Genomic DNA, 18656 nt, shown 5'->3' with positions numbered 1-18656 from the left:
CGTCAGTCCATGTTGACGTAGTCCGGGTGGTCCAGCAGGAACGGCGCGACCCGGTCCTCGGTGACCGCCTTGAAGAAGTCGTCGACACCGTCCGCGAACTGCTCGCCCTTGTAGTCGGGGTCGTAGATGCCGCCGCCGGGCAGTTTGACGGTGACCATGTCGTCGACGTTGAGGTCCTTCAGCTCGACCGCCCAGTCCAGCACGGTGTGGTCGCCGCCGGCGAAGGTCAGCGAGCCGCCGGCCGCGTCCATCACCGCGCTCAGCTTCGCCGGGTTGGTGACCACGTCGCGGCTCATCGCCTGCTTCGCGATGGCCTTGATGAACTGCTGCTGGTGCCGCTGCCGGTCGTAGTCGCTCATGTCGACGCCCTTGACGTTCGGATAGCGCTGCCGCACGTAGTCGAGCGCCTCCCACGCCTTCAGCTTCACCGGCTTGTCGCTCTTCTTGTAGAACTTCGCCGGCCCGGTGTACGGGTGATTGCAGTTCGAGGTCACCGGGCAGCCCGGCAGCCGGTCCCGGATCTTGCCGTCCGGTTTGCGGTGCTCGGACTGGACGTCCATGTCGATGACCATCTCGACGCCGCCCATCGCCTCGACGATCTTCTGGAAGCCGCCGAAGTTGACGATCGCGCCGGCGTCGAACTTCTTGACCCCGGTGACGTTGCCGACCGTCTTGGCCAGCAGCTGGAAGCCCTGGGCCTCGCTGTACTTGTTGTTGCCGAGCCGGCTGCCCCAGGACATCGCGGCGTTGATCTTGTCGCGGCCGGCGCCGGTCCCGGACTTCTCGAACGCCGGGATGTCCACCCGCAGGTCGCGGGGGATGGAGAAGATGTAGGCGCTGTGCCGGTCGCGCGGGACGTGCGCGATCAGGATCGAGTCGGAGAGCGGCGCGGTGTGGTCGTCCCGCGGGTCGATGCCGACCAGCAGGATGTTCACCGGGCCGTTGATGTCGGCCTTGGCCGTGGCGGCCTCGGCCGGTTTCGGCTCGATCGGGTCGAGCAGCGTGTTGTCGGTGATCCTCCCGGAGTAACCGGCGACGAGCTGCTGCCCGGCGACGAGCGACCCGCCGGAGACCAGCAGCACTCCGGCGCCGAGCCCGACACAGATGCGCGCCCATAAGGGCGATCGGCGTTTCTCTTTCTCGGCCACCGCGTTCCGCCTCCCCCGAACTGGCAACGTGCGCATGATTGCATACCCACACAACCGTTCCTGGGAGCGCTCCCCGCAGAGTGGATCTTTCGCCCACCGTGAATACCGGCAAGGGGTTCCCGGCCGGTCCCTGTGTCCCGGGCCATCCTCCCGGCGCCCCGGTCCGGGTTACCCTTCCCCGCCGGCGACGGCGCTCCCTCGATCAAGGCCGTGATCGGCGGAGGTGGAGAGGAGTTCCGTTCATGCACTACCTGGCGCCGTCACCGACGGAAGTCACGATCGTCACGGCGCTGACGGTGGGTGGTGTCGTCCTCGCCCTGGTGCTGTTGGCGGTGCTCGCGATGTCGCACCGGAGCGGGCGCGGCACAGCTGCCGGCCCTGCCGGACGGCCGGCCCGCGGTCTGGTGTTCCTGGCGACCGCCGGCGCGGTGGCGCTGTTCTTCGGCGCCCGGGTCGAGTTCGTGGATCCGGGGCGGGACGACATCGTCACGCTGTTCGAGATGCACGGCACGGCCATGCCGGTGTACTGGCTGGCGTACTCGGTCAACAGTGGGCTGCTGGTCCTGTTGACAGGTGTCCTGATCCGGTACCGGCACACCCTGCGCCGGGTGGCCGGTCCGCCGGCCCTGCTGGCGGCCGCGCAGATGAACGCGCTGATGATCACGCTGTACCTGAAGCTGGACCACCTGGACGCCCAGCTCGTGGCGCAACGCCTGCCCGGTGTGCAACCCGGTCCCGCGGCGGGCGACGCCGCGCTGTCCAGCATGACGAAGATCGGCTGGGGACTGGCGGTGCTCGGGGTGGCGACGCTGACCCTGGTGGTGGTTCTCGTGCTGGCCGGCCCGCACGAGTTGCGGGTGGCCACCTGGATCACCGCGGGGCTCGCGCTGCTGGCCGCCCCGGTCATGCCCGACTCGAGCTTCTGGGGTCTGCGCGACGACGGCGCCGTGGAGCACGTGGCGTACACGGGTTTCGAGATCGGTGGCCCGGCCCTGTGGTGGGCGCCGGTCCTGCTGCTGGTGGCCGCGCTGCTGTGCGCGATCCCGGTCCTGCCGGCCAGGGTTCGGGGCGCCGCGATCCTGTTCGTGGCGGCGACCCCCGTCTGGCTGATCCTGATCAACGTGCTGTCCTACGACACGCTCGATGCGAGACTCGCCGAGCTGCTGCGGGCGGACGGGTTCGACGTCGCCGCGCAGAGCATGGGCGTGCCGCCCTACCTGTTCATGGTGGCGGTCCTGATCGCGGCGCCGGTCGTGGCGGTGCGGTCCTGGCGCGCCGCGTCGAAGGGCTCTAGCGCCCGGTCTTCGAGGCGAGCTTCAGCAACTCCTTCTCGATGACGACCGGAACCGACAGCGTCTTGTAACCGACCTCGTCGAATAGGACCGTCATCCGGTCCTCCTCGTAGTTCATCACCATGCCGGTGCCCCACTCGCCGTGGCGGACCTGGCTGTGCACCGGGAACGGGCCCTCCGGCTCGGCGGCGGCGATCTCGTGGGCGGTGCCGTCGGCGCAGTTGTCGCAGTGGGTGCAGGGCTTCTTCAGGTCCTCGCCGAAGTACGCCAGCAGCGTCTCGGTACGGCACTGCCGGGATTGTGCGAAGGCGCGCATCATGTCGGTTCGCGACCGGACCACCGCCTGCTGCCGCTCGTACTCCTCGACGGCGGCCGCCGCCGCGGCGGCCGGGAGCGGCGCGCGGGCCGGGACCGTCAGTTTGCTGCCGGTGTTCACCGCGCCGACCTGTTCCAGCAGGTTGAGGTACTGGCCCAGCTTGCGCGGGCCGAGCCCGGTGGTCTTCTGCAGCGCGGTCTTGGTGGCCGGGCCCTTGTGCAGCTCACCGGCGAGATCGCGGAGTTCCTCCTCGGACGGTGAGCCGCCCTGGAAGAAGCGCTGGATGGCCTCGTCCTCGGAGCGCCACAGCAACAGCGCGCGGGCCGGCGCCCCGTCCCGCCCGGCCCGGCCGATCTCCTGGAAGTAGCTGTCCGGGGAGTCGGGCAGGGCCACGTGCGCGACCCAGCGGATGTTGGGCTTGTCGATGCCCATGCCGAACGCCGAGGTCGCCACCATGATGTCGACCTTGTCGTCGCTGAAGTCGGTGTGGCGCTGTTCGCGCAGGCCGGAGGGCATGCCGCCGTGGTAGTACTCGGCCGGGTAGCCGGAGTCGGTGAGCCGCTCGGCGAGTTCCTCGGCGGCGCGGCGGGTGGCGACGTAGATGATGCCGGGCCGCTGCTCCTCGTCGAGCATCCCGGTCAGCTTGCGCCACCGGTAGTTGTCGTCGGGGCAGTACGCCACCTCGAGGAACAGGTTGCGCCGGTCCAGCCCGGACACGTGGATCTCGGGCTTGTGCAGGCGCAGCCGGGCGATGATGTCCTCACGGACCGGCGGGGACGCGGTGGCGGTCAGGGCCAGGATCGGCGGCCGGCCGATCTGCTTGATCATGTCGCCGAGGGCCAGGTAGTCCGGCCGGAAGTCGTGTCCCCAGGCGGAGATGCAGTGCGCCTCGTCGACGGCGACCAGCCCGGGTTTGAGCGCGCGCACCTCGGCCACCCGCTCCGGGTCGGTGAGCTGCTCGGGGGTGATGAAGAGGAACTCGGCCTCGCCCCGGCGCAGCGCCTCGAACGCCTCGCGCTTCTGCGCCACCGTCTCCTGGGAGCTGATCCGGACCGCGCGGATCTTGGCGTCGCCGCGGTCGTTGAGGGCGGCGATCTGGTCCTGCTGCAGGGCCAGCAGAGGGGAGATCACCACGGTCGGGCCGGGCAGCAGCACCGCCGGGATCTGGTAGATGGCCGACTTCCCGGCCCCGGTCGGGAGCACCACCAGGGCGTCCTTGCGGCGCAGCACGGCGCGCATCGGCTTGAACTGCCCGGGGCGCAGCTTGCGCCAGCCGAACTGGTTGCGGGCGACCCGGCGCAGGCGAGGGCCGTAGATGGGGAGTCTCATCGAGCGGAGGCTATCCGATCTTGGGTGGCGGATTCGGTTCCGCCCCGTTACCCCTATTTGCCGCCGAACATGCGGCGAATCGCCCAGAGCAGGAAAAGAAGAGCGAGGGCCACCCCCAGAAGACGGACGGCATGCACCTCGGACCAGTCGATGTCGCGCCAGTCGCCGGCCGCGACCACAGGAGTGAGCACGTGCACATTCTAATGACCCAGGTGTCACAGCAAATAGAAAGGTTTGTTGACTAAACCGGTCGGGCCGTGTGAACGTGGTCCCCGGCAAAGAGGCGAAGACGATGCATCGGAGGTACGGGGGCTCATGTCGACTCACGGCGAATTGCCGGAACTGGCTGCTGCGGTGCTCCAACCCGGATTCGTGGGAACCACCGCCCCGGACTGGGTCCGCCGGTGGCTCGGCGCCGGACTCGGCGGGGTCGCCCTCTTCGCCCGCAACGTGGAGTCACCCGCTCAGGTGGCGGCACTCACCGCGGGGCTGCGGGCGGAGAACCCGGATGTGATCGTTGCCATCGACGAGGAGGCCGGTGACGTCACCCGGTTCGAGTCCCGGCTCGGCAGCTCCCGGCCCGGCAACCTGGCCCTCGGCACCATCGACGACCCGGAGCTGACCGAGGCGGTCGCCCGTGACCTGGGCCGGGAACTGGCGGTCGCCGGGATCACCCTCGACTACGCGCCCGACGCCGACGTCAACAGCAACCCCGGCAACCCCGTCATCGGCGTACGGTCGTTCGGCGCCGAGCCCCGGCTGGTCGCCCGGCACACCTCCGCCTTCGTCCGCGGTCTCCAGGACGCCGGGGTGGCCGGTTGCGCCAAGCACTTCCCCGGCCACGGTGACACCGCTGTCGACTCGCACCACGACATGCCGGTGATCGCCCGTACCTCGGACGAGCTGATGGAGTGCGAGCTGGTCCCGTTCCGCGCGGCGATCGCGGCCGGCGCCCGCTCGGTGATGACCGGGCACCTGCTGGTCCCGGCGTACGACACCGACATGCCGGCCACCCTGAGCCCGCGGATCCTGACCGGACTGCTCCGCGAGGAGCTCGGCTTCGACGGCCTGATCGTCACCGACGGCATCGAGATGGAGGGGGTGCGCCGCCGCTTCGGCCTGGAGGGCGCCACCGTCCGGGCCCTCGCCGCCGGGGCCGACGCCATCTGTGTCGGCGGCGGTCACGACGACGAGCAGACCGCGATCCGGCTGCGCGACGCCATCGTCGAGGCGGTCCGCTCCGGCGCGCTGGCCGAGCAGCGGCTGCGCGACGCGGTGGCCCGGGTGCGGGCCCTGGCCGCCTGGACCACCCGGCGGCAGACCGAGACCGGCGCGCGGGCGATCGCGGACGCCGCCGCCGGTGACGGTGTCGCGGTCCTCGGCTCGGCCATCGGCTTCGAGGCCGCCCGCCGCGCGGTCCGGGTGACCACCTCCGCGGCCGGGCCGGTGCTGCCGGTCCGCGGGGTGCCGCACGTCGTCGAGTTCGCGCCGCCGCACAACATCGCGATCGGCGCGGAGACCCCGTGGGGGGTCGGCGGCCCGCTCACCGAGCTGCTGCCCGGCACCACGTCGGTGCGGCTCTCCGCCGAGGACCTGGAGCCGCTGGCCGACCCGGCCGCCGCGGTGCTGGCCGGCGCCGGTGACCGGCCGTTGGTCCTGGTGGTGCGGGACGTGCACCGGCACCCGTGGATCGAGCGGGCGCTGCGCGCGGTGATCGAGGTGCGCCCGGACACCGTCGTGGTCGAGATGGGCATCCCGGTGACGGTGGCCGGTGGGGTGCACATCGCCACCCACGGCGCCACCCGGGCGCTGGGCCGGGCCGCCGCCGAGCTGATCGCCGGAGCCCCGGTCCCGCAGCCGGTCGCCGCCTGATTTCAGCGGGCCGCCTGACCTCAGCGGGCGACGAGATCCCGGTACTCGGGGTGCTCGCCGATGTACTTGGCGAAGAACGGGCACGCGGGCACCACCCGGCCGCCGCGTGCCCGGATCTGATCGAGGGTCTGCCGGGCCAACTCCCCGGCCAGGCCCCGGCCGCGCATCTCCGGGGCGGTCTCGGTGTGCAGGATCGTCACCACCGTGTCCCGGGTGCGATAGGTGGCCAGAGCGCCGACGTCACCGTCGACCAGCAGCTCGAAGCGGTGCTCGGGGGCGTTGTCGCGTACCGAAAGGTCACTCACCTCTCACAGCTTATGTTTGCTTTCACCCCGTACCGTGAAATGGGTGTTGATCTCCAAGCCACGCCGCCGCATCGCCACCGCCCTCGCCACGGCCGCTCTGGGCCTCACCCTGCTGACCGGTTGCGGTGACGACGTCGACTGCGGCCTCGACCAGTGCACCGTCACGATCCAGCGGGAGACGAACGCCAGCGTCCAGGTGCTCGGGGTCGAGGCGAAGTTCGTCTCCGCCGACGAGAACACCGTGACCATGGACATCGCCGGCGAGCAGATCCAGCTCACCAAGGGCCAGCAGGCGGTCGACGTCGGCGGCCTCCAGGTGACCCTGTCGAGTGTCACCTCGGACGCGATCCAGCTCGAGATCGGCAGGTAAGCGGCGGGTTACGTTTGACGATCGAGGCTCCTGGTCACATCTGTGGCATGTCCACAGCTGCCTCGAACGTCAAACACCACGCGTCACGGGCCGCCGAGAGCAAGCCCCTGGAGTACCTGGCCCGGGGCGGCTTCATCGGGTACGGCATCATCCACCTCCTCTTCGCCTGGATCGCGCTGCAGGTCGCCTTCGGCGGCTCCGGACAGGACAGCGACCAGGGCGGAGCCCTTCAGGAGATCGCCAAGCAGCCGTTCGGCAAGACGCTGCTGATCGTGATCGCCGTCGGCCTCGGCGCCATGGCGATCTGGCAGGCCTTCGAGGCGGCGATCGGTGAGAGTGGCCCGAAGGACCGCCGGGCCATGGCCGAGCGGGTCCTCAACGGCGCCCGCGCGATCCTCTACACCTACCTCGCCTGGAACGCGGTCAAGGTCGTCCAGGGCGCCGGCACCTCGATGGGTGACAGCAACGCCGGCATGACCGCCGGCCTGATGGATTCCTCCGGTGGCCGGATCCTGGTCGGTCTGGTCGGGCTGATCGTCCTCGGCGTCGGTGTCGGCATGGCGATCTACGGCTACAAGAAGAAGTTCACCCGGCACCTGAAGACCCAGGAGATGCCGGCCGGCACCCGCAAGCCGATCATCCGGCTCGGCATGGCCGGTTACATGTCCAAGGGCACCGCGTACGCGATCGCCGGTCTGCTCGTGGTCTCCGCAGCTGTCAACTACGACCCGGAGAAGGCCCGTGGCCTGGACGCCGCGCTGAAGACCCTGGCCGGTTACTCCTGGGGCGTGTGGCTGCTCGTCCTGATCGCGGCCGGCATCGCCGCCTTCGGTGTCTACTGCCTGGCGCAGTCGAAGTACCGCAAGATCTGAACCACCCTAACGGCCTATCGCGGCGGATGTGAGCAATCTCTGACATCCGCCGCTGCCGTGTTTCCACCCCTCCGCACGGGCAAAGCTGGACGTTCGTGACACCGCTCGTGGGAGGGAAAGGCAAGTGCCCAGCGTATTGACCGCCCTGCTCGCCGTCGGCGGAGCAGCGGCCGTGGCGATCGTGTTCGTCGAGATCGTGCACCGGATCATCAAGCGGCTCGGCCGCCGGTCCACACTCGCCGCCGACATGGCCCGCAAGATCCACCGGCCGTTCCTGGCCGCCGTCACCCTCGTCGCGGTGCAGCAGGCGATCCGGGTGTGGGCCGGTGAGTTCCCCGGCCGGGCCGGCCTGGTGCACGTCCTCGTGCTGCTGGTGATCGCCGCCTTCGCCTGGCTGGTCGGCGCGATCCTGCTGGTGCTGGAGGACATGGCGCTCGCCAAATGGCGCACCGACGTGCCGGACAACCTGCGCCGCCGCCGGATCAAGACCCAGGTGGTGATGCTGCGCCGGGTCACCGTCGCGATCATCGTGGTGCTGGCCGGCGGCGTCATGCTGATGACGTTCCCGGACATCCGCGCGCTCGGGGCCAGCGTGCTCGCCTCCGCCGGTCTGATCAGCGTCGTCGCGGCCCTGGCCGCGCAGAGCACCCTCGGCAACGTGTTCGCCGGGCTCCAGCTGGCCTTCAGCGACGCGATCCGGGTCGACGACGTGGTCGTGGTCGAGCAGGAGTGGGGGAGGATCGAGGAGATCACCCTGACGTACGTGGTGGTGCAGATCTGGGACGACCGGCGGCTCATCCTGCCGACCTCGTACTTCACCACCAAGCCGTTCCAGAACTGGACCCGCACGTCGTCGGCGGTGCTCGGGACGGCCGAGATCGACGTCGACTGGGCCACCCCGGTCGAGCCGCTGCGCAGCGAGCTGCAGCGGATCTGCGAGCAGTCGGACCTGTGGAACGGCAAGGTGTGCGTGCTGCAGGTGACCGGTGCGACCGACGGCCGGATCCGGCTGCGCGCTCTGGTCAGCGCCGCTGACGCGGCCGCCCTCTGGGACCTCCGCTGTCTGGTACGCGAGAGCCTGGTCGCCTGGATCTGGGAGCACCAGAAGGCTGCCCTGCCCAGGATGCGTGCCGAGGTGGAGCAGGCGGACCGCAGCCGGCCGTTCGTGGACGGTCATCACGGTCCCGGCCCGGAGTCCGAGGCGGCCCGCGTCTTCAGCGGCGGAGCCGACGGTGACGCCCGTGGGGCGGTATTCGGCGGCCCTGTCCCGGTTGCGTCCGAGAGTAAGGATTGAGTGACCTCTGATCAGGGCATACCTCGGGCACACGGAAAGGGGTTGAACGATGGCCGATGTCTTGAACGGCGTTCCCGTCCGGCCGATCACCGAGCAGTCCACGGCCGAGCTGGTCCAGCGTGCGAGTGAGCAGCTGAGCCGGCTGGTGCGGGACGAGATCACTCTCGCCAAGGCCGAACTCGCCGAGAAGGGCAAACGGGCCGGTATCGGCGCCGGGCTCTTCGGTGGCGCGGGCGTGCTGGCGATGTACGGAGTGGGAGCGGCGATCGCGACTGGGGTCATCGCCCTCGATCTGATCCTTCCGCTCTGGGCGGCGGCGCTGATCGTCACCGTCCTGCTGTTCGCGATCGCCGGTGTGCTCGCCCTGCTGGGCAAGAAGCAGGTCGAGAAGGCCGTGCCGCCGGAGCCGTCGGCCGCGATCGAGAGTGTGAAGGCCGATGTCGACGAAGTGAAGCACGCGGTCAAGGAGCGAAGCCGGGCATGAGCGAGAAGAATGGGGCCGACAAGCCCGACCTGGTCGCTTTGCGGCAGGAGATCAGACAGACCCGGAGCGAGCTGGGGGAGACCGTGCAGGCGCTGGCCGCCCGTGCGGACGTCAAGGCGCGCGCCCGGGAGCAGGTCGAGGAGACCAAGCAGCGGGCCCTCGAGCAGGTCGAGGTCACCAAGCAGCGGGTGCTGACGCGGGCGGCCGAGATGACCGGCCGGGTCCGCGAGACGGTGCGGGAGACCCCGCCGCGTGAGCTGGCCGTGCAGGCCGGCGAGCGGGTGCGGGCCAACCCCTTCCCGGTGATGCTGACCGTCGCGGGGATCGCGGCGGTGGCCGGTCTCATCCTGATTCTCCGAGGGAGGCGCTGATGGCGGGCAAGATCTCGAAGCTGGCCCTGAAGCCGATGAACGTGGCGGCCGGTTTCGCGGCCGGCGCGGCGGCCGGGTTCCTCTTCAAACAGGCGTGGAAGGTGGTCGCGGGCGAGGACGACGCCCCGGACGCCGGCGACCCGGATCGCGGCTGGACCGAGATCCTGATCGCTGCCGCGCTGCAGGGCGCGATCTTCTCGATCGTGAAGGCGGCGGTGCACCGCGGAGGTGTCATCACCACTCACAAACTGACCGGAACTTGGCCTGACTAGATCAACTTCTGTATAGACGAGAGTCTTGACGGTCCCCCGCTTCACACCTTGTGAAGTGGGGGACCTTTTCCATATCGGCAGCCCATTTTTCGATTCCTTCGAGGGGCAGCTTTACGGCCCGATTTTCGGGTACAGTGTGGCCAGTTTTTGCGTACGTGGTTCGCTGCTTCTGCTTGACCCGCGTGACACCGACCCTTCCCGGGATGGTCGACAGGTGTCGTGAGGGCCGGGTGGATGGGACGTCCTCTGAAAGGCCGCCTCGTGGCGCCGCTGCTCGAAAACGGTCATCGGCCCCGCGCTGCCACGGTTGGGCGGGCCGGCATTTTCAGAAGGAGAGTTCAGCATGGCGCAAGGAACCGTGAAGTGGTTCAACGCAGACAAGGGCTTCGGCTTCATCACCGTCGACGGCGGGGGTGCTGACGTGTTCGTCCACTTCTCGGCCATCCAGACGAGCGGCTACCGCACTCTGGAGGAGAACCAGCGGGTGGAGTTCGAGATCGCCCAGGGCCAGAAGGGCCCGCAGGCGGAGCAGGTTCGCCCGCTCTGAGACCTATAAGCCGGTCGTGAGACCGGGCGCCGACCGCCTGGCGGAGGTCGGCCCGACCGTGGCCCCGCACCCTCGACGAGGTTGCGGGGCCTCTTTCGTCAGCCCGGGTCCTGGTGACCGGCCGTGCGCCGGCGCATCCCCCGGACGACCAGAAGCAGTCCGGCGGCGAAAACGACACCGCCCACCACCGCCCAGAACGACTTCCCGCTCATCAGGCCGCCGCCGAGATAGCCGAGCCCCTGCAGCGTCCACACTCCACCCAGAGTCATCGCCAGCAGGCCGGCCGACATCGCGAGCCAGCCCTTCAACTGCGGTGACCCGGCTCCATTCTTCACCATTTGTCGTGCACCTGCGGGCGAATCAACTCATCGTAGACCGCGGTGATCATTTCTCCGGTTTCCGGCGAGAGCGGAGCAAGGTCCGCGGATGCCGCGTTCGCGCGCGCCTGTTCCGGGTTACGCGCGCCCGGGATCACGACGGTGACGGCCGGCTGATCGATGATCCACCGCAGGGCGAATTGCGCCATCGTGACGTTTTCCGGCACCAGCGGGCGCAGGCGGCGGACCGCCTCCAGGCCGATCTCGTAGTCGACGCCGGAGAACGTCTCGCCGACGTCGAACGCGTCGCCGTGCCGGTTGTAGTTGCGGTGGTCGTCCGTGGCGAACGTGGTGTTCGCGTCGTAACGCCCGGTGAGCAGGCCGCTGGCGAGCGGCACCCGGGCGATGATGCCGACACCGGCGGCGGCCGCGGCCGGCAGCACCCGCTCCAGCGGCTTGTGCCGGAGCGCGTTCAGGATGATCTGGACGCTGGCCACCCCGGGGCGGGCGATCGCGGTGAGGGCCTCCTCGACCTTCTCCACGCTCACCCCGTACGCCGCGATCCGCTTCTCCTGGACCAGCGTGTCCAGCCAGTCGTAGACCTGGTCCGAGCTGTACACCGAGGTGGGCGGGCAGTGCAGCTGCACCAGCTCCAGGGTGTCCACGCCGAGATTGGCGCGGGAGCGGTCGGTCCAGGCCCGGAAGTTGTCCAGGTTGTAGTTGTCGTGCTCCTGCGGCAGGCGGCGGCCCATCTTGGTGAAGACGGTCAGGCCGGGCTTGTCCTTCACGAAGGAGCCGACGATCTGCTCGCTGCGGCCGTCGCCGTAGACGTCGGCGGTGTCGATGAACGTCACACCCGCGTCGACGGCGGCCGCCAGGGTGGCGCGCGCGTCGGCCTCGCTGACCTCGCCCCAGTCGGCGCCGAGCTGCCAGGCACCCAGTCCGACCACACCGACACTGCGTCCCAGCTTGCCAAAGGTTCGATTTTCCACGTTGAGACCCTACCGCCCGGCTGATACCTTCAAACAAAACGTACGTACGGTTTGGAGGACTGAATGTGGGATCCCGCTGTCTACGGCCGCTTCGGCGCGGAACGCTCCCGGCCCTTCTTCGACCTGGTCACCCGGATCGGCGCGGAGAACCCGCGGGCCGTCGTCGACCTGGGCTGCGGCCCCGGCGACCTGACCCGCACCCTGGCCGACCGCTGGCCCGGCGCCCGGGTGACGGGCATCGACTCGTCGCCCGAGATGATCGCGAAAGCGGGCGACGGCTTCCGGCTCGGTGACATCGCCGACTGGAGCCCGGAGCCGGACGTCGACGTGCTCGTCACCAACGCCGCCCTGCAGTGGGTGCCCGGCCACCAGGAGATGCTGGCCCGCTGGGTGACCGAGCTGCCCGCCGGTGCGTGGCTCGCCATGCAGGTGCCGGGCAACTTCGACAGCCCCGGTCACCGCGCGGCCCGCGAGCTGTCCCCGATCGAGCTGCGGGCCGATCCGGTCTCCGACGCCGCGGGATACGCCGGGCTGCTGACCGGCGCGGGCGCGACCGTGGACGCCTGGGAGACCACCTACCTGCATCTGCTGCCGGTGGTCGAGGGCGCCGAGCACCCGGTGCTGCGCTGGATGGAGGGCACCGCCCTGCGCCCGGTCCGCGCGGCCCTGGACGACGGCGCGTGGACGGCCTTCCGCGCCGCGTTCGCGGAACGGATCGCCGAGGAGTACCCGGAGCGGCACGGCCTCGTCGCGTTCCCGTTCCGCCGTATCTTCGTGGTGGCATCTATCTGAGGAGCACTCTCTTGACCGACCTGACGTCGTTCATCGCCGGCCTGCCGAAGGCCGAGCTGCACGTCCACCACGTCGGCTCGGCGTCACCGCGGATCGTCGCCGAGCTGGCCGCTCGGCACGAGGGCAGTTCGCCGGTCCCGGCCGACCCGGAGCTGTTGGCGAAGTACTTCGAGTTCCGGGACTTCGCCCACTTCATCGAGATCTACCTGAGCGTCGTCGACCTGGTCCGCGACGACGAGGACGTCCGGCTGCTGACCTACGAGATCGGCCGCGAGCTGGGCCGGCAGAACGTGCGGTACGCCGAGCTGACCGTCACGCCCTACTCCAGCGTCCGCCGGGGCATCGCGGCGACGGCGTTCTGCGAGGCGATCGAGGACGCCCGGAGCAGCGCCGCCCGCGACTTCGGCGTCGACCTGCGCTGGTGCTTCGACATCCCCGGCGAGGCGGGACTGCCGGCCGCCGAGGAGACGCTGCGGATCTCCCTCGAGGAACGACCCGACGGCCTGATCAGTTTCGGACTGGGCGGGCCGGAGATCGGCGTACCGCGGCCGCAGTTCAAGCCGTACTTCGACGCCGCCCGCGCCGCCGGCCTGCACAGCGTCCCGCACGCCGGCGAGACCACCGGCCCGGAGACGATCTGGGACGCGCTGCGCGACCTGGGCGCCGAACGGATCGGGCACGGCATCACCGCCGCCCAGGACGAGCGGCTGATGGCCCACCTCGCCGAGCACCAGATCCCGCTCGAGGTCTGCCCGACCTCCAACCTGCGCACCCGGGCGGTCGCCGACCTCGACGAGCACCCGATCGCCCGGCTGATCGCCGCCGGGGTGCCGGTCAGCGTGAACTCCGACGACCCGCCGATGTTCGGGACCACCCTGGAGCAGGAGTACGCCACCGCGGCCCGCCTGCTGAACCTGGACGCCACCGGAGTGGCCGACCTGGCCCGGGCCGCGGTCCGGCACAGTTTCCGGTCCGCGGACGGCAAGGCCACCCTGCTGGCCGAGATCGATGCCTACACGAAGGCTCAGGGGTAGAGCGGGTCCTGCCAGCAGGCCCACATCATCGCGGTGCCGATGGTCAGGATCGTCAGCCATCGCACCAGGCGCTTACCGGAGAACCGGGCCGGATCCTCGTCCGGCTCGGTCTTCTGGCCACTCAGTACATCGGGCATCGAAGTCAGTCTCCCGTCGGGGCGGCGCTCAGTCCGGCACTGCCGTCCAGCTCTGATGCCGCTGCTCGGTGTCCTTCTGCAAGACCAGCACGCGGTACGTGCCGAAGCGCTGTGCACCCGCGCCGATCACCAGGTCACCGGTGGCGGAGCGGATGGTGAAGCCGTACGCCGAGGCGCGCAGCGTCCACCGGGTGGCCGCACCGCCCTGGCAGTCGCCCTGCACCAGCGGCGACCCGGCGACCGCCTCGCCGCCGAGCGGGACGGCACACCTGTTGCTGGCCTTGGAGACCAGCGAATAGGTGTTGTTCCCGGCCGGCACGAGCTGCCACTGCTGCTGGGTCCCGCCCTCGTCGTTGCCGAGGGTGATCGGGGTGCCGTCGGCGGAACGGGCCGCGTACAGATCGGCCGCGCCGCCGGTCAGCGAGTTGGTGAGCACGAACCACGAGTTCTGCACCGGGCTGGCCGCCGGAGCCGTCTCCGCGTTGCCCTTGGCGTGGTAGCCGAGCTTGCGGTTCCGGATCTCCACCAGGTACTTCGCGTCCGGTTTCAAGCCGATCAGCCGGGCCCGGGTGGCCCTGGTCCAGGCCACCGGCTCGCCGTCCACCGACACCTCGTACTGCGCGTCGGCGGCGCCCGCGCTCCAGGTCAGCCGGACCGAGCCGCTGGTCGCCTCACGGATCTCCAGCACCGCCTGCACACCGTCGTCGGTGAGCGCCGGCGGCACGTCCGGGCTGGCGTTCCCGTCCCGGTCACCGGTGCCGCCGCTGGCGTTGTACCGGGCCACCGGAGCCACCGCCACGGACGGGATGATGCCGTCCGGGATGCTCGGCAGGGGCAGCGGCAGACCGGGCGCGGCGCTGGTGGTGGAGGGGTCCGGGGCCGGCGACACGGAACCGCTGGGGCTCGGGGCGGCGCTGCTGGGCGCCGCCTCCGGGTCGGCCGGAGCGGACTTGCCGGGGGCCGTCCCGGACCGGTCCGGCACGGTGGCGCCGGGTGTGTCGGGGATGTCGTCGCCACCGTCGCTGCGCAGCAGGAAGTCGCTGAGCGCGACGTTCCAGTGCTTGTCCAGGTAGCTGTCCTTCTCCGGGTCGGTGCTGAAGTAGTCGTCGTGCCCGCAGTCCAGGCGGATGCTGTTCTGCTTCGGGCACACCGTCTGCACCGGCTTGCCGGTCCGGTCCTCGGCGCAGAGCAGGTCGAACCCGTCGGTGCAGCTGCCCGCACCGGTGGAGTTCGGCGAGTCGGTGAGGACCGCGCCCAGCGAGCGGGTGAGCTGGCGGGCGGCGACGGTGGTGCTCCAGCAGCCGGCGTCGAGCCGGGAGTAGGACGGGCCGCCGTTGTTGCGGTTGCCCCGGCCCGCCCGGGTGTCGTTGACGTACGTGGAGATGCCGCAGTAGAGGTTCGTGTCGGCGAACATCAGGTACTTGCGGTCGGCCCGGTTGTAACCCAGGCCGCGCAGCGAGTCGATGGTCGAGGCGAAGGACCGCAGCGAACCGCCGGGCAGCTGCACCTCGACCACGTCGGCCCGGCACTCGGGCGTCGTCACGTAGCGGATGTGCCGGGAACCACCGGTCTCACCCGCGCTCGCGTCGTAGATGGCGTCCACCCCGGCCGCCCAGGTGCGGAACGAGTTGAGGAACTTCCCGTACCGGCTCGGGCTGCCCGCCTCGTGCAGATAGAGCAACTGCACCCGCTTGCCGGTACGCCCGTCACCGGCGCACGCCACGTCGTCCGGGCCGAGGATGAAGTCGGCCTGGCCGGGCGCCGCATCCGGGATGAGGGCCGGGGCGTCCGCGGTGATCGCGCTGCCGCCCTCGTCCCGGGCGATCTCGGCGTCACCGGGGACCGTGCCGCTCTCCTGGCGTACCGCCTTGGCCTCGGAGCCGCCCGCGGTCACCGGGGCGACGTCCCGCCGCACCGTGAGACCCGCCGGAGCCGCGTCCGGGCCGTGGGTGCAGTTCTCGTCGAACACCTGGTACGACCCGGCGCAGACCGAGTCGGACGCGGCGAGCTTCAATCCGCTGTAGACCAGCCCCTGCTCGGGGGCGTCGGCGGGCAGCGAGGTCAGGGCGAAGTCGTCGGTGGACGGACTCGACCCGATGACGCTGGGGCCGACCACGCCGCCGACCCCGAGGAGGGCCAGGCCGAGAGCTACCGGAAGGAACCGGAAAGTCGCGGAGCGTGTTCGCAGTTGCTTCTGGTCGCTGGCCGCGCGGCGCCGGCCAGGCGGCGACCCGCGGAACGTCGGCCGGCGATGCGCGGACACGGCGTCTCCTCGTCGAGCTTGGAGGCGGTGGGAGGGGGCCATGGGGTGACCACCTCCCACCGCCCGGTGGCTTCGCGGGTCGCGGCGCGGGGGACGCGCTGCGGGTCGCGAACCCGGAAACCTGATGGGATCGGAGGGAACCTTGCCACTGAGGCGGTTCCGAAGGAACGTTCCTAAAGAAGATATAAGCAAGAGCTGTGTCGTCCGAGGGATCCGTCCGTCGAACCTCTTGCTCGGTGAACCATTTTCCATCCGACTTCGGGCTGTAGCGGCCGGGTCGCCCCGCCGGCGCCGGGAGGCGCGGCCCTCGTCGGATTGAAAAAAGTTCATCCCTCTCCTCGTCTGTTACGGCGTCGATCCGAGTCGCGGGCCAGGCGGCCCCGGCCGACCAGGCCGAAGCGGCTCGCCTGTTTGGGTGCCGCGTCGGCGTCGGCCAGCAGCATCACCACGCTGGCGCCACCCAGCTGGGCCCGGTCCAGGCTCACCGAGCCACCGGTGGCCTGCGCCGCCCGGCGGGCGATGTCCAGCCCCAGCCCGGTCGAGCCCTGCTGGCTCTGGCCGCGGCGCAGGGCGTTCTCCGGGTCCGGGATGCCGGGACCGGCGTCGTCGATGCGCAGCGCCACCCAGCCGTCCCGGCGGGAGAGCGCCACCTCGAACGCGGTGCCCTGCGGGGTGTACCGGAAGACGTTGCCGAGCACCGCGTCGAGCGCGGCGGCCAGCTCGGCCCGGGCCACCGGCACCGGGATGCGCAGGTGTGCTCCTATCACCCGGTACTGACGGTCCTGGTCGCCGGCGAGCGCCGACCAGAACATCATCCGTTCCCGGACGACCTCGCTGGCGTCGCAGAGGGTGTCCTCCGGCTCGGTGGCGGCGACCCGGTCCGCGACGGCCTGCCGGGTCGTGTTGATCAGGTGGTTGACCTCGTCCTCCAAGGTGCCGATCGCCTGCCGGATGCGCCGGATGCCACGACGGCGGTCCACCTCGGCTGCGGTGAGGTCGATGATCTGGGTGTCGTCCGGGTCGAGCGCCTCGGCGTCCAGTCGCAACGCGGTCAGCGGAGTACGCAGCCGGTGCGACAGGTCGGCGACCAATTCACGCTCGTCGGTGCGAGAGGTTACCAAGCGGTCGGCCATTCGGTTGAAGGCGTACCCCGCTTCGGTCAGCTCCCGGGGGCCGGACGGGTGAACCCGTACCGCCAGATCGCCGTCCCCGACCGCCATGGCGGCGTCGACCAGGTTCCGGGCGGACGAGACCGCACCCCGGGCCAGCCGGTCCACCGCGAACACCGAACCGCCGATCAGGACCACGGCCAGCCCGATCAGCAGCCACCAGTCCCGGGCGGTGTCCTCGTTGAGCACCGCGGCCGGCACGAACGCCTCGACCACCAGGGTCTTCCCGCTCACCGTCACCGGCTGCAGGCGCACCACACCACCGCCGACGTCCGCGACGGTCGGCTCGGCGGCGGTCGCGGCCCGGTCGATGAGCGCGGCGTCGGCCCGGCCGCCCGGGGACGGCGCGAGACCGGGGGTGTGCACCACCGGCACGCCGCCGGCCGCCTGGACCGCCGCGGCGACACCCTTGTCGTTGCCGCCGATCGCGATGACCCCGGCCACCGTGGCGGACCGCTCGGCGGCCTCGGCCAGGGCGGCGTCCCGGTGGTCGTTGCGCAGGCTCCAGCCCAGCGGAACCATGAAGACGAGAGCGGCGATGGTGGTGGTGGCGGCGGTGGTGTACGCCAGCCGCAACCTCAGTCCGGCGCCACCAACCGGAATCCGACCCCCCGCACGGTGCGCAGGAAGCGGGGCTTCGCCGCGGACTCGCCCAGCTTCCGCCGGAGCCAGTACAGATGCACGTCGATGGTCTGGTCCTCGCCGACCGATGGCTGTCGCCATACCTCCTCCAACAGCTCACGACGGGAAACCACCCGGCCCGGACGGGCGGCGAGGTAGGCCAGCAGGTCGAACTCCTTGCGGGTCAGCGCCAGCGGCTGATCGCCCAGGGTGGCGCTGCGCTCGCCGACGTCCACCCGCAGCTCGCCCACCTCGTGCACGGCCGGTTGCGCGGCCCGGCTGGCCCGGCCCACCCGGCGCAGCACGGTGGCGATCCGGGCGTCCAGGTGGGCGCCGGTGAACGGTTTCACCATGTAGTCGTCGGCGCCGGCCCGCAGCAGGCGGACGACGGTCTGCTCGTCGTCGCGCGCGGTGGCGATGATGATCGGGACGTCGGTGATGCCACGCAGCATCCGCAACGCGTCCGAGCCGTCCAGGTCGGGCAGCCCGAGATCCAGGACGACCAGGTCGGGAGTCTCCGCGGCGACCCGCCGCAGGGCTTCCAGGGCGGTGCCGACGGCGTGCACGGCGTGCCCCCGGTCGGCCAGCGACCGGAGCATGGCGCCGCGCACGACATGGTCGTCTTCGACGAGCAACACCGTGGCCATGCGAAGACCGTAGCGTCCCTGGCAAGGCTGGGCCCAACGGGTGATCGAGCGAGAAGCTTTGATGACTCTCAGTGATGGAATACGATCCGAAGTACCGATGCCGTTAGCCCTTTTCCCCGGTAGGCGTTCCCCCGTTTCCCCGGTAGGGACGTCACTCCTTCGCTTGACAAACCAGGCGGAACCGGGCCCCGGGGTGATCTCGATCGCGATGT

General features: G+C 70.5%; 21 protein-coding genes. 11 read left to right on the top strand and 10 right to left on the bottom strand.

Annotated elements, in window-relative coordinates:
• Positions 1–2 precede the first annotated feature (2 nt).
• Positions 3–1148, bottom strand: coding sequence for an LCP family protein (locus Aco03nite_RS08905; RefSeq protein ID WP_239145002.1), 1146 nt, complete (start codon positions 1146–1148; stop codon positions 3–5).
• Between the two features lie 242 nt (positions 1149–1390).
• Between Aco03nite_RS08905 and Aco03nite_RS08900 the strand changes: the two genes are divergently transcribed.
• Positions 1391–2485, top strand: a complete 1095-nt coding sequence (locus tag Aco03nite_RS08900) for a hypothetical protein (protein WP_203794289.1) — start codon at positions 1391–1393, stop codon at positions 2483–2485.
• On the opposite strand, the gene Aco03nite_RS08895 is transcribed toward Aco03nite_RS08900, so the two are convergent.
• Complete coding sequence (locus tag Aco03nite_RS08895) at positions 2439–4085, bottom strand: RecQ family ATP-dependent DNA helicase (protein WP_203794288.1); 1647 nt, start codon at positions 4083–4085, stop codon at positions 2439–2441. The genes Aco03nite_RS08900 and Aco03nite_RS08895 overlap by 47 nt on opposite strands.
• 53 nt (positions 4086–4138) lie before the next feature.
• Positions 4139–4276 carry a hypothetical protein gene (locus Aco03nite_RS08890; protein WP_203794334.1) on the bottom strand — a complete coding sequence of 46 codons (138 nt, stop codon included), beginning with the start codon at positions 4274–4276 and terminating at the stop codon, positions 4139–4141.
• Positions 4277–4400: 124 nt separating this feature from the next.
• Here Aco03nite_RS08890 and Aco03nite_RS08885 point away from each other — a divergent pair, with 124 nt between their 5' ends.
• Entirely contained in the window at positions 4401–5957 is a 1557-nt protein-coding gene (locus Aco03nite_RS08885; protein ID WP_203794287.1) for a glycoside hydrolase family 3 N-terminal domain-containing protein, read from the top strand.
• Positions 5958–5977: 20 nt separating this feature from the next.
• Here the strand turns inward: Aco03nite_RS08885 and Aco03nite_RS08880 are convergent, their stop codons facing one another.
• On the bottom strand, positions 5978–6262 hold the full coding sequence (locus Aco03nite_RS08880; RefSeq protein ID WP_203794286.1) for a GNAT family N-acetyltransferase: 285 nt from the start codon (positions 6260–6262) through the stop codon (positions 5978–5980).
• A 43-nt stretch (positions 6263–6305) separates the two neighbouring features.
• Here Aco03nite_RS08880 and Aco03nite_RS08875 point away from each other — a divergent pair, with 43 nt between their 5' ends.
• The 7 genes from Aco03nite_RS08875 (at position 6306) to Aco03nite_RS08845 (ending at position 10472) form a co-directional block, all read left to right on the top strand.
• Complete coding sequence (locus Aco03nite_RS08875; RefSeq protein WP_203794285.1) at positions 6306–6632, top strand: hypothetical protein; 327 nt, start codon at positions 6306–6308, stop codon at positions 6630–6632.
• A gap of 47 nt (positions 6633–6679) precedes the next feature.
• Entirely contained in the window at positions 6680–7504 is an 825-nt protein-coding gene (locus tag Aco03nite_RS08870; RefSeq protein WP_203794284.1) for a DUF1206 domain-containing protein, read from the top strand.
• A gap of 124 nt (positions 7505–7628) precedes the next feature.
• Positions 7629–8798, top strand: a complete 1170-nt coding sequence (locus tag Aco03nite_RS08865) for a mechanosensitive ion channel family protein (protein WP_203794283.1) — start codon at positions 7629–7631, stop codon at positions 8796–8798.
• A 49-nt stretch (positions 8799–8847) separates the two neighbouring features.
• Entirely contained in the window at positions 8848–9282 is a 435-nt protein-coding gene (locus Aco03nite_RS08860; RefSeq protein WP_203794282.1) for a phage holin family protein, read from the top strand.
• Positions 9279–9653 (top strand): DUF3618 domain-containing protein, encoded by a 375-nt coding sequence (locus tag Aco03nite_RS08855; protein ID WP_203794281.1) that lies wholly within the window; start codon positions 9279–9281, stop codon positions 9651–9653. Before Aco03nite_RS08860 ends, Aco03nite_RS08855 begins: the two co-directional genes overlap by 4 nt.
• A complete protein-coding gene (locus tag Aco03nite_RS08850; RefSeq protein WP_203794280.1) occupies positions 9653–9925 on the top strand; it encodes a DUF4235 domain-containing protein in 273 nt (90 codons plus the stop codon). Before Aco03nite_RS08855 ends, Aco03nite_RS08850 begins: the two co-directional genes overlap by 1 nt.
• A 343-nt stretch (positions 9926–10268) precedes the next feature.
• The gene (locus tag Aco03nite_RS08845) at positions 10269–10472 is read left to right on the top strand and encodes a cold-shock protein (RefSeq protein ID WP_011905669.1); all 204 of its coding nucleotides are present in this window, start codon (positions 10269–10271) and stop codon (positions 10470–10472) included.
• Positions 10473–10570: 98 nt separating this feature from the next.
• Here the strand turns inward: Aco03nite_RS08845 and Aco03nite_RS08840 are convergent, their stop codons facing one another.
• Both Aco03nite_RS08840 and Aco03nite_RS08835 read right to left on the bottom strand, forming a co-directional pair.
• Positions 10571–10810 carry a hypothetical protein gene (locus tag Aco03nite_RS08840; RefSeq protein ID WP_203794279.1) on the bottom strand — a complete coding sequence of 80 codons (240 nt, stop codon included), beginning with the start codon at positions 10808–10810 and terminating at the stop codon, positions 10571–10573.
• Positions 10804–11781, bottom strand: a complete 978-nt coding sequence (locus Aco03nite_RS08835) for an aldo/keto reductase (RefSeq protein ID WP_203794278.1) — start codon at positions 11779–11781, stop codon at positions 10804–10806. Before Aco03nite_RS08835 ends, Aco03nite_RS08840 begins: the two co-directional genes overlap by 7 nt.
• A gap of 63 nt (positions 11782–11844) precedes the next feature.
• Here Aco03nite_RS08835 and Aco03nite_RS08830 point away from each other — a divergent pair, with 63 nt between their 5' ends.
• Together Aco03nite_RS08830 and Aco03nite_RS08825 are read left to right on the top strand one after the other, a co-directional pair.
• Positions 11845–12573, top strand: coding sequence for a methyltransferase domain-containing protein (locus tag Aco03nite_RS08830; protein WP_203794277.1), 729 nt, complete (start codon positions 11845–11847; stop codon positions 12571–12573).
• Positions 12574–12584: 11 nt separating this feature from the next.
• The gene (locus tag Aco03nite_RS08825; protein WP_203794276.1) at positions 12585–13607 is read left to right on the top strand and encodes an adenosine deaminase; all 1023 of its coding nucleotides are present in this window, start codon (positions 12585–12587) and stop codon (positions 13605–13607) included.
• Here Aco03nite_RS08825 and Aco03nite_RS08820 read toward each other — a convergent pair.
• The 4 genes from Aco03nite_RS08820 to Aco03nite_RS08805 all read right to left on the bottom strand — a co-directional run bounded on the left by Aco03nite_RS08820 (position 13598) and on the right by Aco03nite_RS08805 (position 18444).
• Entirely contained in the window at positions 13598–13744 is a 147-nt protein-coding gene (locus tag Aco03nite_RS08820; RefSeq protein WP_203794275.1) for a hypothetical protein, read from the bottom strand. The genes Aco03nite_RS08825 and Aco03nite_RS08820 overlap by 10 nt on opposite strands.
• 28 nt (positions 13745–13772) lie before the next feature.
• Entirely contained in the window at positions 13773–16007 is a 2235-nt protein-coding gene (locus Aco03nite_RS08815; protein WP_203794274.1) for an RICIN domain-containing protein, read from the bottom strand.
• 326 nt (positions 16008–16333) lie between these two features.
• Positions 16334–17698 carry a HAMP domain-containing sensor histidine kinase gene (locus Aco03nite_RS08810; protein WP_203794327.1) on the bottom strand — a complete coding sequence of 455 codons (1365 nt, stop codon included), beginning with the start codon at positions 17696–17698 and terminating at the stop codon, positions 16334–16336.
• A 56-nt stretch (positions 17699–17754) separates the two neighbouring features.
• Positions 17755–18444, bottom strand: coding sequence for a response regulator transcription factor (locus Aco03nite_RS08805; protein WP_092555028.1), 690 nt, complete (start codon positions 18442–18444; stop codon positions 17755–17757).
• Positions 18445–18656: the final 212 nt, after the last annotated feature.

Source organism: Actinoplanes couchii, assembly GCF_016862075.1.
GTDB classification, from domain to species: domain Bacteria; phylum Actinomycetota; class Actinomycetes; order Mycobacteriales; family Micromonosporaceae; genus Actinoplanes; species Actinoplanes couchii.
Note: the sequence above shows the minus strand (reverse complement) of the source record. Positions and strands in the feature narration are given on the sequence as shown.

Coding starts and splice junctions, on each gene's coding strand:
- Aco03nite_RS08900 (WP_203794289.1), top strand. CDS start 1,391: ATGCACTACCTGGCGCCGTCACCGACGGAAGTCACGATCGTCACGGCG.
- Aco03nite_RS08895 (WP_203794288.1), bottom strand. CDS start 4,085: ATGAGACTCCCCATCTACGGCCCTCGCCTGCGCCGGGTCGCCCGCAAC.
- Aco03nite_RS08885 (WP_203794287.1), top strand. CDS start 4,401: ATGTCGACTCACGGCGAATTGCCGGAACTGGCTGCTGCGGTGCTCCAA.
- Aco03nite_RS08870 (WP_203794284.1), top strand. CDS start 6,680: ATGTCCACAGCTGCCTCGAACGTCAAACACCACGCGTCACGGGCCGCC.
- Aco03nite_RS08860 (WP_203794282.1), top strand. CDS start 8,848: ATGGCCGATGTCTTGAACGGCGTTCCCGTCCGGCCGATCACCGAGCAG.
- Aco03nite_RS08855 (WP_203794281.1), top strand. CDS start 9,279: ATGAGCGAGAAGAATGGGGCCGACAAGCCCGACCTGGTCGCTTTGCGG.
- Aco03nite_RS08850 (WP_203794280.1), top strand. CDS start 9,653: ATGGCGGGCAAGATCTCGAAGCTGGCCCTGAAGCCGATGAACGTGGCG.
- Aco03nite_RS08845 (WP_011905669.1), top strand. CDS start 10,269: ATGGCGCAAGGAACCGTGAAGTGGTTCAACGCAGACAAGGGCTTCGGC.
- Aco03nite_RS08840 (WP_203794279.1), bottom strand. CDS start 10,810: ATGGTGAAGAATGGAGCCGGGTCACCGCAGTTGAAGGGCTGGCTCGCG.
- Aco03nite_RS08830 (WP_203794277.1), top strand. CDS start 11,845: ATGTGGGATCCCGCTGTCTACGGCCGCTTCGGCGCGGAACGCTCCCGG.
- Aco03nite_RS08820 (WP_203794275.1), bottom strand. CDS start 13,744: ATGCCCGATGTACTGAGTGGCCAGAAGACCGAGCCGGACGAGGATCCG.
- Aco03nite_RS08810 (WP_203794327.1), bottom strand. CDS start 17,698: ATGGTTCCGCTGGGCTGGAGCCTGCGCAACGACCACCGGGACGCCGCC.
- Aco03nite_RS08805 (WP_092555028.1), bottom strand. CDS start 18,444: ATGGCCACGGTGTTGCTCGTCGAAGACGACCATGTCGTGCGCGGCGCC.